The organism is Rhizobium fabae (genome assembly GCF_003985135.1).
GTDB classification, from domain to species: Bacteria; Pseudomonadota; Alphaproteobacteria; order Rhizobiales; family Rhizobiaceae; genus Rhizobium; species Rhizobium pisi.
Genome location: NZ_ML133647.1, coordinates 123394 through 137592, shown reverse-complemented (window position 1 = coordinate 137592; position 14199 = coordinate 123394). Strand labels below are relative to the sequence as shown.

General features: G+C 62.7%; 10 protein-coding genes. 9 read left to right on the top strand and 1 reads right to left on the bottom strand.

What is annotated here, in order from left to right; genetic code table 11:
• Window positions 1-41 precede the first annotated feature (41 nt).
• Window positions 42-1217, top strand: coding sequence for a DUF3095 domain-containing protein (locus tag EFB14_RS06515; protein WP_126823750.1), 1176 nt, complete (start codon window positions 42-44; stop codon window positions 1215-1217).
• Here EFB14_RS06515 and EFB14_RS06510 read toward each other — a convergent pair.
• Window positions 1207-2544 carry a nucleotide sugar dehydrogenase gene (locus tag EFB14_RS06510; protein ID WP_126823748.1) on the bottom strand — a complete coding sequence of 446 codons (1338 nt, stop codon included), beginning with the start codon at window positions 2542-2544 and terminating at the stop codon, window positions 1207-1209. The two genes, EFB14_RS06515 and EFB14_RS06510, sit on opposite strands and share 11 nt — an antisense overlap.
• A gap of 443 nt (window positions 2545-2987) precedes the next feature.
• Between EFB14_RS06510 and EFB14_RS06505 the strand changes: the two genes are divergently transcribed.
• The 8 genes from EFB14_RS06505 to EFB14_RS06470 all read left to right on the top strand — a co-directional run bounded on the left by EFB14_RS06505 (window position 2988) and on the right by EFB14_RS06470 (window position 14158).
• Window positions 2988-4331, top strand: coding sequence for an adenylate/guanylate cyclase domain-containing protein (locus EFB14_RS06505; RefSeq protein ID WP_125845415.1), 1344 nt, complete (start codon window positions 2988-2990; stop codon window positions 4329-4331).
• 155 nt (window positions 4332-4486) lie between these two features.
• Window positions 4487-6382 carry an ABC transporter ATP-binding protein gene (locus EFB14_RS06500; RefSeq protein ID WP_126823746.1) on the top strand — a complete coding sequence of 632 codons (1896 nt, stop codon included), beginning with the start codon at window positions 4487-4489 and terminating at the stop codon, window positions 6380-6382.
• Window positions 6376-8283, top strand: a complete 1908-nt coding sequence (locus EFB14_RS06495) for an ABC transporter substrate-binding protein (RefSeq protein WP_126823744.1) — start codon at window positions 6376-6378, stop codon at window positions 8281-8283. The genes EFB14_RS06500 and EFB14_RS06495 overlap by 7 nt, the downstream gene beginning before the upstream one ends.
• 3 nt (window positions 8284-8286) lie before the next feature.
• Entirely contained in the window at window positions 8287-9285 is a 999-nt protein-coding gene (locus EFB14_RS06490) for an ABC transporter permease (RefSeq protein WP_126823742.1), read from the top strand.
• Entirely contained in the window at window positions 9285-10457 is a 1173-nt protein-coding gene (locus EFB14_RS06485) for an ABC transporter permease (RefSeq protein ID WP_164737491.1), read from the top strand. The genes EFB14_RS06490 and EFB14_RS06485 overlap by 1 nt, the downstream gene beginning before the upstream one ends.
• Before the next feature lie 93 nt (window positions 10458-10550).
• Entirely contained in the window at window positions 10551-11759 is a 1209-nt protein-coding gene (locus EFB14_RS06480; protein WP_126823739.1) for a glycosyltransferase family protein, read from the top strand.
• Window positions 11760-11768: 9 nt separating this feature from the next.
• Window positions 11769-13016 (top strand): glycosyltransferase, encoded by a 1248-nt coding sequence (locus tag EFB14_RS06475; RefSeq protein ID WP_126823737.1) that lies wholly within the window; start codon window positions 11769-11771, stop codon window positions 13014-13016.
• Window positions 13013-14158, top strand: coding sequence for a glycosyltransferase family protein (locus EFB14_RS06470; protein ID WP_126824432.1), 1146 nt, complete (start codon window positions 13013-13015; stop codon window positions 14156-14158). The genes EFB14_RS06475 and EFB14_RS06470 overlap by 4 nt, the downstream gene beginning before the upstream one ends.
• Window positions 14159-14199 lie beyond the last annotated feature (41 nt).

The window sequence follows — 14199 nt, the reverse complement described above, 5'->3', positions numbered from 1 at the left end:
GCGTTGCAGTAGCAACATGGGTCTGTGCTAAGCTGGGTGACATGGAAACCGTGACCGACGAAGACTTCTTTGCCGACGTGCCGCTCTTCAGCGAATTCGAAGGCGTGACCGATGCCGCCAACTACCGGCCGCTACCAGACGGGTGGGTGCTGGCGCTCGCCGACATCGTCGGCTCGACGCAGGCAATCGCCGGCGGCCGCTACAAGGACGTCAACATGGCGGGCGCCAGCGTCATATCAGCGGTCTTGAATTCCGTCGGCAAGGGCGACTATCCCTTCGTCTTCGGCGGCGACGGCGCGCTGATCGCGCTTCCCGGTTCGCTGGAGAAGGCAGCGCGTGACGCGCTTGCGGCCGTCCAGGTCTGGGTCGAGGAAGATCTGAAGCTGATGCTGCGCATCGCAATCGTTCCGGTCGCCGACACGCGGGCTGAAGGCCTCGACGTCCGCGTCGCGCGCTACTCCGCAAGTCCTTACGTCACCTATGCGATGTTCTGGGGCGGCGGCACCAGCTGGGCCGAAAGACAGATGAAGCTCGGCCGCTACGGCGTTGCGCACGCGCCTAAGGGAACGCGCCCTGATCTCACGGGCCTCTCCTGCCGCTGGAGCCCGATCGGGGCGCGCAACGGCGAGATCGTCTCGATTATCGCCGTACCCGGCGAAGGCCGGCCGGGCCAGGAATTCCGCGATCTCGTCAACGGCATCGTCGCCATCACCACCGAGCAGAACCGCGACAGCCATCCCGTGCCGGCTGATGGTCCGGACCTTGCCTTCTCGCTACACGGCATCAACCGAGAAGCGAAAGCCACGGCGCCGGCAGGCCGGCGATTGCGGCAGAAGTTCATCATCTTCCTGCAGCTCGGCATTACGGTCCTGCTCCACAAGCTCGGCATTCCGCTCGGCAAGTTCGACGCCCGCCGCTACAAACGCGACGTCGCCGGCAATTCGGATTTCCGCAAGTTCGACGACGGGCTGAAAATGACGGTCGACGTCGATGCCGATCACCTGAAACGGATCGAAACACTGCTGGAAGAGGCGCGGACCAAGGGTATTGCCCGCTACGGCCTGCACCGGCAGGCCTCGGCGCTGATGACCTGCTTCGTGCCGACGCCGATTTCGCGCGACCACATGCATTTCATCGACGGTGCAGCCGGCGGTTACGCGGTGGCCGCAAGCCACATGACCGGCAAGTCCCTTTCGGCTGTTTCCATTACGCCTTGATGACATGATCGGCCGAAAGGCCGAGCCGGTTGAAAACGTTGCGGGTGTCGACGATTAGCGAGGCGCTTTTTACGAGCGCCGCATAATCCACACTGTCGTGGTCGGTCGCGACCAACACCGCATCGTAGCCGGCGACGGTCTCCGGCGTCGGCGTCACCGATCTGCGGCCCTTCAACGCCTGGTATTCGCGTGTCGGCGGGATCTCGGCGACGAAGGGATCATGGTAGTCCGCCCGCCCGCCTCGTTCCTCGATGATCTCGATCAGCCGCAGCGACGGGCTCTCGCGGATATCGGCGACATTCTTCTTATAGGCGAGCCCGAGCACGAGCACCCTGCTGCGGCTAAGCGCCTTGCCGGCGCGAATGTCGAGTGCTTCGGCAAGTTTGCCGACGACGTAACGCGGCATCGCCGAATTGATCTCGCCCGCAAGCTCGATGAAGCGGGTGGGCAGTTCGTATTCGCGCGATTTCCAGGTGAGGTAGAAAGGATCGATCGGGATGCAGTGGCCGCCGAGGCCGGGGCCGGGATAAAAGGGCATATAGCCGAAGGGCTTGGTCTTGGCCGCATCGATCACTTCCCAGACGTCGATGCCCATAGCCGCATAGACGGTCTTCAGCTCGTTGACGAGGGCGATATTGACCGAACGGAAGATATTTTCGGTAAGCTTCACCGCTTCGGCCGTCGCATTGGAGGAGACCGGAACGACCGATGACACCGCCGCGCCGTAGAAGGCCTTCATCAGCGACAGCGCCTCGGCGCCGTCGCCGGCGACGACCTTCGGGATGGTGGCGGTATGATAATGCTGGTTGCCGGGATCCTCGCGCTCCGGCGAGAAGCCGACGAAGAAATCCGAGCCGGACTTCAGCCCGGTGCCTTCGAGAATGACCTTGACCACGTCGTCGGTCGTGCCGGGATAGGTGGTCGATTCCAGCACGACGAGCTGGCCGGGGCGCAGATGCGCGGCGATTGAGCGCGATGTCGCCTCGACGAAGGAAAGGTCGGGATCGCGGTGCTTGGTGAGCGGCGTCGGCACGCAGATGATAATGACGTCGCAATCGGCAAGGCCGGCGAAATCGGTCGTCGCCTTGAAGCGGCCGGCATCGATCTCGGCGGCAAGCGCTTCGTCGCTCACCGCGTCGATATAGGAGCGGCGCGCGTCGAGCGCCACCATCTTGCCGGGATCGATATCGAAGCCGGTGACCGCAAAGCCGCTGCGCGCCACCGCCATCGCCAGCGGCAGGCCAACATAGCCGAGCCCGATGATGCCGGCGCGCGCCGTGCGGGTTTCGATCTTCCTAGAGAGCGTATCGAAGGAGGGGCTGGCCAAGACGGGATCTTTCAAAAGATGGAAATTTCAGGAAGCTGATCTAGTGCATGATCGCGACAAATTAAACCCGGGCTCGGTCCTCTGCGCGCGGAAGAGCCGAAGGCGTCGCGAACAGCAGTCTTATGATGTTTAGCCGGGTGTGGCGGAAATGACTCGGTGACGGCCTTCGCTGCAACTTCGGGCCACAAAAAAATGCCGATCCCATTGTTTCGCAATTGCAGCATCCCTATTTTGACTTTTGATAATAAACCACCATGGAAGGACTGCCCGTCCGATCTCCGACCGGAGAGCTGAGGGGTGCCCCTGCCGGGCTTTCGGCAGATCGTTGACACAATAATACCGCTCGTACATCCTGATTTCCTTGTGTCCTGCGCATGAAAATGTGCCGGCGGAAGGATTTTTGGTTCTTGGGGATGGCGTGCTTTATGAGGATCATACCGAGAATGAGCACGATCGAATCCAGCGTGTCCTCTATCCTTTTGGACCGGGTCGCCGAATGGCTGACGAACTCTTCGCTGGCAGGTGACGATCTTGAAAACATCGTGCGCGGTTTCTGTGAAAGAATTGCCGCAGCAGGCCTGCCGATCGCGCGCGTGCATCTTAGTTTTTCGATGCTGCATCCGCTCTATGATGCGCTGAGCTTCACCTGGCGGCGCGCCAGCGGCGTCACCATCGAAGGCTTTCGCATGCCCGCTGGACAGAAGCCGGACCGCTTCTTGCAGAGCCCTTATTATTATCTGCTCGACAACAACCTCCAGCACATCCGCCGCCGGCTGATGCAGGAGGGCCCGAATGAATTCCCGATCTTCGAGGACCTGCGCAAGGACAGTATCACCGATTATCTCGCCTTCGTGCAGCCCTTCGGCGACGGCTCCGTGCAGGGCATGATGGGCTCCTGGTCGACGGACCATCACAACGGCTTTTCCGACGACATGATCGATGCGTTGCTCAGGATGCAGGACCATCTGGCGGTCGCCGCCAAGATGGCGGTGCTCGGCAAGCTCGCCAACAACATGCTGACCACCTATCTCGGCGGCGATGCCGGCAAGCGGGTCTTGAACGGCCAGATCCGCCGTGGCGACGGCGAAACGATCCGCGCAGCGCTCGTCATGGGCGACATGCGCGAATCCACCATGTATGCCGAAAAGGAAGGCCGGCAGGCCTATATCGACACGCTGAACGAGTTCTTCGACGCGATCGCCGCGCCTTTCAACCGCAATGGCGGCGAGATCCTGAGCTTCCTCGGCGACGGCTTCCTCGCGGTCTATCCCTGCGGGCGCCACAAGGACCCGTCGAAAATCGCCTGCGAAGCCGCTCTTTCGGCGGTCCATCAGGCGCAGGCGCGGGTTGCTGAGCTCAACAACGACCGCGAGCAGAAGCGCCTCAGCAAGATCGGCTACGGCATCGGCCTGCATGTCGGCAACGTCATGTTCGGCAATGTCGGCCTCAAGGACCGCCTGACCTTCTCCGCCTTCGGATCGGCGGTCAACGAGGTGCAGCGACTGCAGATCCTCACCAAGAAATACGGTCGCGAGGTCGTCGCCAGCCAGGCCTTCGCCGGTTATTGCGGCGGCGAATGGACGAGGCTCGGCGAGGAGAAGCTGCGCGGCATCCGCCAGAAGGTGACGGTGCTGCAGCCGCGCGCGCCAACGCCTGAGATCCATGTCGACGAAAGCTTCCGCGACGCCGCGCAGAACGGGATCTCCGAGGCCGAGCAGGTTATTCTCCTGCATCGCGACGCCAAGAAACAGGTCAAGCAGACGAGCATGGAGAAATTCATCCAGTAAATCCCAAGCTTCCGCCATCAATCTGCGTGTTTCGCCCGGGAAATTTCGGGCGGGACGCGGGGATTTCCCCTGCGATTGTCATCAACTGGACACCCCGTTTGCGGTACGATAGTGTGCCTTAACGGGAACATAGAAGACTGGGGAATTTCATTGGTATGGCGTCTGCGGCCGATTTGTTGCGTATTGAGAATCTCGACGTCTCCTTCTCGGTTTTCGGCGACCGGCTGCGCGTCGTAAAGGAAGCCAATCTCCGTATTCTTCCCGGCAAAGTCACCGCTCTCGTCGGTGAATCCGGCTCCGGCAAATCGGTGATCAGCCAGGCCGTCATGGGCATCCTGCCCAATCCCGCCAAGGCCTCCGGCCGTATTCTCTTCACCGATCCGCTCGACGGCAGCGCGACCGATATCCTGTCGCTGCCCCGCGACAGCGAGGAGATGCGCGATCTGCGCGGCCGGCGCATGGCGACAATCTTCCAGGAGCCGATGACCTCGCTCTCGCCGCTGCATACGATCGGCAACCAGATCAGCGAAGTGCTGCTGATCCATACCGACGCCGACAAGCAGCAGGCACGTGATAAAACCGAGGAGATGCTCGGTCTGGTCGGCTTTTCCAATCCGCGCCGCACCTACGACATGTACCCGTTCGAACTGTCAGGCGGCATGCGCCAGCGTGCGATGATCGCCATGGCGCTGATCTGCAAGCCGGCGCTTTTGATCGCCGACGAGCCGACGACGGCGCTCGACGTGACGATCCAAGCGCAGATCCTGGAATTGCTCCGTGACCTGCAGGCCAAGCTCGGCATGGCGATGCTGCTCATCACCCACGATCTCGGCATCGTCGCCAACATGGCCGACGAGGTTGTCGTTATCTATCACGGCGAGATCATGGAGGCGGGTCCGGTCGAGGCGATCTTCCGCAATCCGCAGCATCCCTATCTCAAGGGCCTCATGGCCGCCGTCCCGCATTTCGACATGAAGCCCGGCGAACGGCTGAAGGCCTTGCGCGACGTACCGGTCAATCTCGAAGCCCTCGTCGGCAAGAAGAAACCGGTACAGGCGGAAGCGCCGGGCGTGCTGCTTTCCGTCACCAACCTCTCGAAGACCTACAAGACGCGAAGGCGCGGCTTCTTCGGAAAGCAGGAAGCCGGCGTTGTGCGCGCCGTCGACGACGTCAGCTTCGACATTCGCCGCGGCGAGTGTCTCGGCCTCGTCGGGGAGTCCGGCTGCGGCAAGACCACGGTCAGCAAGATCCTGATGCGCGCCATCACGCCGGATAGCGGCGCGGTGGTGTTCAACGACGGCAAGGATGTGATCGACGTGCTCTCCGTGCGCGGCGACGCGTTGCAGGACATGCGCACCAAGATCCAGATGGTGTTCCAGGATCCTGTCTCCTCGCTTTCGCCGCGCATGACGGTGCGCAACATCCTGAGCGAGCCTCTGGAGATTCACGACCGCGGCGACAGCGCCGAGCGCAAGCGCAAGGTCGAGGGGCTGATGGGTGCCATCGGCCTCGACAAGCGATACCTCAGCCGCTACCCGCACAGCTTCTCCGGCGGCCAGCGCCAGCGCATCGGCATTGCACGCGCACTCGCCCTCGGCCCGAAGCTCGTCATCCTCGACGAGCCGGTCTCGGCCCTCGACGTCTCCGTCCAGGCGCAAATTCTCAACCTGTTGAAAGACCTGCAGAAGGAGCTGGGGCTCACCTATCTCTTCATCTCGCACAATCTCGCCGTCGTCGATTACGTGGCCGATCGTATCGCGGTGATGTGCAAGGGCCGCATCGTCGAGATCGCACCGCGCGAGATCATCCTGCGCGATCCGGTGCACCCCTATACGAAATCGCTGCTCGCCGCCGTTCCCTTCCCCGATCTCGACCGACCGCTCGACTTCAAGGCGCTCAGGGAAAACGGCGCCGCCGACAAGCAGAACTGGGGCGCGACCTTCACCGCCGAGCATGACGACGCCTCCGAGCTTGCCTATGCCGACCTCGGCGACGGCCATCTGGTGCGCGCCCGCAAGGGCGCCGATGCCAAGGAGTTACGCGGATGGTGACGCGTCGCATCTTCCTCGGCGGCCTCGTCGGCGCGGCGATCGCGCCCGCGGTGCTGCGGGCCGACCCACTCGGCGAACCGGAATTCCTCAAGGAGCGGCTCGCCGCCGGCAGCCTGCCGCCGATGGCCGAGCGCATTCCCGCTCGCCCGCGCATCGTTAACCTGAAAGAGATGGGGCTCGAACCCGGCGCCTATGGCGGCACGGTGCGCACCATCATCGGCGGCCAGCGCGACATCCGCTTCATGACGATCTACGGCTATGCCCGCTTGGTCGGCTATAACAAGCACCTGCAGTTCCAGCCGGATATCCTGGCCAATTTCCAGTCCGAGGACGACACGGTCTTCACCTTCACGCTGCGCGAGGGCCATAAATGGTCCGACGGTGAGCCGTTCACGGCCGACGATTTCCGCTATTGGTGGGAAGACGTCATCCTGAACGACAAGCTCACGCCTGGCGGCGGCGCGCTGGAGCTCCGCCCGCACGGCAACCTGCCGCATTTCGAGATGCTCGATCCGTTGACCGTGCGCTACACCTGGGAAAAACCCAACCCGATGTTCCTGCCGACCTTGGCAGGTCCTATACCGCTCATCATCTTCGGGCCGGCGCATTACCTCAAGCAGTTCCACAAGAAGTTCCAGCCGGACCAGGCGAAGATGGAACAGATGATGCAGGCCAACCGCGTCAAGAAGTGGCAAGACCTGCATATCAAGATGGCGCGTTCCTACCGCCCGGAAAACCCGAACCTGCCGACGCTCGATCCCTGGCGCAATACGACGGCGCTGCCGGCCGAGCAGTTCGTCTTCGATCGAAACCCGTTCTTCCACCGCGTCGACGAGACCGGCAGGCAGCTTCCCTATCTCGACCGCTTCATCCTCAATGTCTCCTCCTCGTCGATCATTGCCGCCAAGGCGGGTGCCGGCGAAGCCGACCTGCAGGCGACCGGCATCGATTTCAACGACTACACCTTCCTGAAGGAGGCCGAGAAGCGCTTCCCCGTAAAGGTCGATCTCTGGAAGGTCGCGCGCGGCTCGCGCATCACGCTGCTGCCCAACCTCAACTGCGCCGACGAGCTGTGGCGCGGCCTCTTCCGCGATGTGCGCCTGCGCCGGGCACTCTCCTTGGCGATCGACCGGCACGAGGTCAACATGGTCGCCTTCTACGGCCTCGGCACGCCAAGCGCCGATACCGTCCTGCCCGACAGCCCGCTCTTCAAGCAGGAATATGCCGACGCCTATGTGAAATTCGATCCCGACGAGGCCAACCGCCTTCTCGACGAGCTTGGGCTCGCCAAACGCGGCGATGACGGCATCCGGCTGCTGCCGGACGGACGACGCGCCGAGATCACCGTCGAGACCGCCGGCGAGAGCAACCTCGACACCGACGTGCTGGAGCTGGTGCACGACCACTGGGCCAATATCGGCCTCGCGCTCTATACCCGCACCTCGCAGCGCGACGTGTTCCGAAACCGTGCCATGAGCGGCACGATCATGATGTCGATCTGGTACGGCCTCGACAACGGCGTGCCGACGGCCGACATGTCGCCCTCCGGTCTTGCGCCGACGCTCGACGATCAGCTGCAATGGCCACTCTGGGGCATGCACTATCTCTCGGCCGGCCAGGAAGGCACCGCGCCCGACCTGCCGGAGGCGGCCGAACTGGTCGACCTGCTCGGCCAATGGGGCTCGACGGCGAAATTCGAGGAGCGTGAGGTGATCTGGCACAAGATGCTGTCGCTCTATACGCAACAGGTCTTCTCGATCGGCCTCATCAACAGCACGCTGCAACCGATCCTTCGAGCCGCCAAGCTGCAGAACCTGCCTGAGCGCGCGCTCTACGGCTTCGATCCCACCTCCTATCTCGGCGTCTACATGCCGGATACATTCTGGTACAAGGAGGCCTGAGGCGTGCTCAGATACATTCTCTGGCGCATCGCCGCCATGGTCCCGACGCTCTTCGTCATATCGGCGCTGGTGTTCACCATCATCGAACTGCCGCCGGGCGATTTCTTCGAGAGCCAGATCGCCGAGTTGCGCGCCTCGGGCGAGACCGCCAATCTCCAGGAAATCGAGGAGATGCGCCAGCAATACGGCTTCGACAAGCCGGAGATCGTGCGCTATTTCTACTGGGTCGGCGGCATGCTGCACGGCGATTTCGGCTATTCCTTCGAATATCAGCTGCCGGTCTCCGACGTGGTCGGCGACCGCCTGTGGCTGACGATCCTCGTCTCCTTCACCACGATCCTGCTGACCTGGCTGATCGCCTTTCCGATCGGCATCTATTCGGCCACCCATCAATATAGCTGGGGCGACTATGGGCTGACCTTCTTCGGCCTGCTCGGCATCGCCATCCCGAACTTCATGCTGGCGCTGATCCTGATGTATTTTGCCAATGTCTGGTTCGGGCTGTCGATCGGCCATCTGATGGACCAGCAATATCTCAACGCGCCAATGAGCTGGGAAAAGGCAAAGTCGATCCTCGCCCACCTCTGGATTCCGGTCATCATTGTCGGCACGGCAGGAACGGCCGGCATGATCCGGCGGTTGCGCGCCAATCTGCTCGACGAGATGCAGAAGCAATATGTCATGACCGCCCGCGCCAAGGGCATGCAGCCGCTCAAGGCGCTGGTCAAATATCCGCTGCGCATGGCGCTCAACTTCTTCATTGCCGATATCGGCTCGATCCTGCCGTCGATCATCTCGGGCGCCGAGATCGTCGCGATCGTGCTGTCGCTGGAAACGACAGGACCGATGCTCATCAAGGCGCTGCAGAGCCAGGACATGTATCTCGCCGGTTCCTTCCTGATGTTCCTGGCCTTCCTCAACGTCATCGGCGTGCTGATCTCGGACATCGCGCTGGGCTTCCTCGATCCCCGCATCCGTCTGCAAGGCAGGAGCACCAAATAATGTCGCCCCTTCCCGCACCCGGCGCACCGCTTCCCCATTACGTCTCGACCGCGCCTTTCGATCCGCACGCGACCGAGACGATGACGGCGGCGCAATCGCGCATCCATCTCGCCTCGCAAAAGCAGCTGATGTGGTGGAAGTTCAAGCAGCACAAGCTGGCCTTGATCTCCGGCATCTTTCTCGCCGTCACCTACCTGATGATCCTGATCGTCGAGTTCCTGGCGCCCTACGGTCTGCACACGCGCAATGTCGATTTCATCCATGCGCCGCCGCAGAGCATCCACTTCTTCGACAAGGGCAGCTTCGTCGGACCCTTCGTCTACGGCCGCAGCATGACGCTCGACATCGACACGCTGCACCGCGTCTACACCGACAAGCCGAATGACGTGCAGCCGATCCGTTTCTTCTGCCGCGGCGATTACTACAAGTTCTGGGGCTTTGCCGCGTCGGACTATCATCTCGTCTGCCCGGCGATCGGCGGCCAGATGTTCCTGCTCGGCACCGACAGGCTCGGCCGCGACGTTCTCTCGCGCATCCTCTACGGCGCGCGGATTTCGCTCACGATCGGCCTGATCGGCATTTCGATCAGCTTCGTGCTCGGCATCGTCATCGGCGGTCTTGCCGGTTATTGGGGCGGCTTTTTCGATCTCATCGTCCAGCGCCTGATCGAGGTGCTGCAATCGCTGCCGAGCCTGCCGCTATGGATGGCGCTGGCGGCCATCATGCCGGTGACGTGGAGCCCGATCGTCATCTATTTCGGCATAACGGTGATCCTCGGCATTATCGACTGGACCGGGCTTGCGCGCGCCGTGCGCTCCAAGCTGCTCGCGCTGCGCGAGGAGGATTACGTGCAGGCCGCACAGCTGATGGGCGCCAGCACGCCGCGCGTCATCGGCCGGCATCTGGTGCCTGGTTTCATGTCGCATCTCATTGCCTCGGCGACGATTTCGATCCCCGGTATGATCCTCGGCGAAACCGCGCTCTCCTTCCTGGGCCTAGGTCTTCGTCCGCCGATCACCAGCTGGGGCATATTGCTGACCGAGGCCAAAAGCGTCAGCGTCATCGCATTCTATCCCTGGCTGCTCTATCCGATCATTCCTGTTGTTCTTGTCATTTTGGCGTTCAACTTTCTGGGAGACGGCTTGCGTGACGCGGCAGATCCCTACAAATAGCAGCAAGCACGGTGGAGCTTCCCGGCACCGCCGCCTCGTGGCATCCGGACGGTGGGGGTGCTAAGTATGTCGTTCACCCCAGAGGGAATGCCCATGTCCAGACGTCTCGAAGATGCGCGCATCCTCATGTACAGCCACGACACCTTCGGTCTCGGCCACCTGCGCCGCTGTCGCGCCATCGCCCATGCGCTGGTCGAGGATTATCGCGGCCTCAACATCCTGATCATTTCGGGTGCGACGATCGCCGGCGCCTTCGACTACCGCGCCCGCGTCGACTTCGTGAAGATCCCGAGCGTCATCAAGCTTCGCAACGGCGAATATACGTCGCTCGCCAGCCACATCGACCTGCACGAGACGCTGAAGATGCGCGAATCGAGCATTCGCCACACGGCCGAGACCTTCCAGCCCGATATTTTCATCGTCGACAAGGAGCCGATGGGACTGAAGGGCGAGGTCGAGGATACGCTCGCCTATCTCAAGGCCCGCGGCACTGTCCTGGTGCTCGGCCTGCGCGAGATCATGGACGCGCCGCATCTGCTCGAGGCCGAGTGGAAAAAGAACGGCATCATGCAGAAGATCGACCAATATTACGACAGCGTCTGGGTCTATGGGCCGCCTGACTTTTACGACCCGCTTGTCGGTCTCGACGTGCCAGCGAGCCTGCGCCGGAAGATGGATTTCGTCGGTTTCCTGCAGCGCAGCGTCTCCAAGGGCAAGACTTCGATCAACGCCCGCAAGGACAATTACCTGCTGGTCACGACAGGCGGCGGCGGCGACGGCTCCGATCTCGTCCACGACGTGATGAACGCCTACGAGGCCGATCCGACGCTGACGCAGAAGGCGCTCGTGGTGCTCGGGCCTTATATGCCGGCCGCCGAGCGCGCCAAGCTGGTGCAGAAAGGGGAAGCCATCTCCTATATCGAGGTGATCGAGTTCGACAACCACATGGAAGAGCTGATCGATGGTGCCACCGGCGTCGTCGCCATGGGCGGCTACAACACCTATTGCGAGATCCTCTCCTTCGACAAGCCGGCCCTCATCGTGCCGCGCGTCAAGCCGCGCGAGGAACAGCTGCTGCGCGCCCAGCGCGCGAGCGAACTCGGCCTCGTCGACATGCTGCTGCCGGAACAATCGGTCGATCCGACGATCATGGCCGAGGCTCTGAAGCGCCTACCCTCCCGGCTGCCGCCGTCGAAGAGCGGCAGCAATATGCATCTCGAAGGGCTGGACCATATCTCGCAGACCGTCGGCCGATGGATCGACGGCCGCGGCAGCCATCTTTCCCTCGTCGGCGCAGAATAGGGCAAGGCCTTGCCGCCACGCCGCAAGATCCTCGTCGTGCTGAAAGGCTACCCCCGCCTTTCGGAAACCTTCATCGCCCAGGAGCTGCTCGGCCTCGAAAAGGCCGGCTTCGACCTGACTCTGATTTCGATGCGCCGGCCGACCGACAAGAAGCGCCATCCCGTGCATGACGAGATCAGGGCGCGCGTCGTCTACCTCCCGGAATATCTGCACGAGGAGCCGATCCGCGTGCTGAAAGGCCTGTTCGCCGGCTTTTCGAAACCCGGCTTCAAGGCGCTGATGAAGCGTTTTCTCACCGACCTCAAGCGCGACATCTCCCGCAACCGCTTCCGCCGCCTTGGCCAGGCGCTGGTGCTCGCGCGCGAATGGCCTGATGGAGGTGAATGGCTGCATGCCCATTTCATCCACACACCGGCCTCGGTGACGGAATATGCGAGCATCCTGACCGGAACGCCCTGGACCTGTTCGGCCCACGCCAAGGATATCTGGACGTCGCCCGACTGGGAGCTGCACGAAAAGCTCGGCAGTGCCCGCTGGACCGTGACCTGCACCAGGACCGGCTACGAGCATATGCGGACGCTGACACCACGCAAGGAGGCCGTGCACCTGAGTTATCACGGCCTCGATCTTGCCCGTTTCGGCCATTTTGCCGGAGAGCGCTCGGACCGGACCGGTGGCAATCCCGACGATCCCGCCTTCATCCTCAGTGTCGGCCGCGCAGTCGAGAAAAAAGGCTATGACGTGCTGCTGCGTGCGCTGGCACTTCTGCCCGCGGAACTCCACTGGCGCATGGACCATATCGGCGGCGGCGAGGAGCTTGCAAAACTGAAGGCGCTTGCCGCCGAACTCGGCCTTTCCCATCGCATCGTCTGGAAGGGCGCCATGGCGCAGGAAGACGTGCTCGATCACTACCGCCGTGCCGACCTCTTCGCGCTTGCCTGCCGGATCGCCGCCAATGGCGACCGCGACGGCCTGCCGAACGTGCTGGTCGAAGCGTCAAGCCAGCGGCTCGTCTGCCTTTCCACCGAGGTATCCGGCGTGCCGGAACTGCTGAAAAACGGCGAAAACGGCCTTGTCGTGCCGCCGGAGGACCCGGTGCTGCTTGCCCGGGCGCTGGAGGCTGCAATCCGCGATCCGGCACTGCGCAAGCGCCTCGGCGATGCCGCCGAAAGCCAGGTGCGCGAACATTTCGACTATCATTCCAGCATCAGACAGCTCGCCGGCCTGTTCGAGGCCGAATGGCAGAAAGCCTCATGACGGCACCGCGTATCTTTTTCTATGTCCAGCACCTGCTCGGCATCGGTCACATCGCCCGCGCCAGCCGCATCGCCAATGCACTTGTCAAGGACGGTTTCGACGTGACCGTCGTGACCGGCGGCCTGCCGGTGCCGGGTTTTCCCGCCGAGGGCATAAAGACCGTGGCCTTGCCGGCGGTCGTTGCCAACGATGCCGGCTTCTCCGGCCTCGCCGATGCCGATGGCCGGCCGGCGGACGAAGCTTTCCTCAATGCCCGCCGCCAGCTGCTGCTTGACGCCTTCCATGCCGCAAGGCCGGATGTCGTCATCATCGAAGCCTTCCCCTTCGGCCGGCGGCAGATGCGCTTCGAACTGCTGCCGCTGCTCGAAGCGATCGGCAAGGCCGAGCCGCGGCCGAAACTCTTGAGTTCGGTGCGCGACATCCTGCAGGAAAACCGCAAGGCCGGCCGCGACGCGGAGACCGTCGCGCTGGTCAGGGATCATTTCGATGCCGTGCTCGTCCACGGCGATCCCGGTTTCATCAGGCTCGAAGATACTTTCCCGCTGGCACCCGGGATTGCCGACAGGCTGCGTTATACTGGCCTCGTCGCAGCTCCGCCGGCGCCGGAACCGACCGAGACATTCGATATCATCGCCTCGGCGGGTGGCGGCGCTGTCGGCGCCGAACTGATTGGCGCGGCAAAGGCGGCGGCGGCGATGCTGCCCGCCGATCTTCGCTGGCTGCTGATATCGGGACCGAACCTGCCGGAGGCCGATTTTGCCGCGCTGTCGCGCGATGTCGCCCGGAACGTGACTCTGGTGCGCTTTCGCAAGGATTTTCCCTCGCTGCTGCGCGGTGCAAAAGTTTCGATCTCGCAGGCGGGCTACAACACGGTCGGCGACCTGCTGCGCACAGAATGCCGGGCAATCCTCATCCCCTTCGTCGCCGGCGGCGAGACAGAGCAGACAGTGCGCGCCGAACGGCTGCAGGCGCTCGGCCTCGCCGACATCCTGCCGGAAAAAGGGCTGACGCCTGACCATGTGAAAGAAGCTGTCGAAACGGCGCTCGCAGCGCCGCGACGGGGGCCGGTATTGCTCGATCTCGACGGGGCGGAGAAAACGGCCGCCATCATTCGCTCCATGATTGCCGAATCGCTCGCCTAATCCAAAATTCCTGTGATATAAGCAATGTTCCGGCGAGAATC

What these genes read in the sequence shown, in the direction of transcription:
- EFB14_RS06515 (WP_126823750.1), top strand. Translation starts at nt 42, where the DNA reads ATGGAAACCGTGACCGACGAAGACTTCTTTGCCGACGTGCCGCTCTTC.
- EFB14_RS06505 (WP_125845415.1), top strand. Translation starts at nt 2,988, where the DNA reads ATGAGCACGATCGAATCCAGCGTGTCCTCTATCCTTTTGGACCGGGTC.
- EFB14_RS06500 (WP_126823746.1), top strand. Translation starts at nt 4,487, where the DNA reads ATGGCGTCTGCGGCCGATTTGTTGCGTATTGAGAATCTCGACGTCTCC.
- EFB14_RS06495 (WP_126823744.1), top strand. Translation starts at nt 6,376, where the DNA reads ATGGTGACGCGTCGCATCTTCCTCGGCGGCCTCGTCGGCGCGGCGATC.
- EFB14_RS06485 (WP_164737491.1), top strand. Translation starts at nt 9,285, where the DNA reads ATGTCGCCCCTTCCCGCACCCGGCGCACCGCTTCCCCATTACGTCTCG.
- EFB14_RS06480 (WP_126823739.1), top strand. Translation starts at nt 10,551, where the DNA reads ATGTCCAGACGTCTCGAAGATGCGCGCATCCTCATGTACAGCCACGAC.
- EFB14_RS06470 (WP_126824432.1), top strand. Translation starts at nt 13,013, where the DNA reads ATGACGGCACCGCGTATCTTTTTCTATGTCCAGCACCTGCTCGGCATC.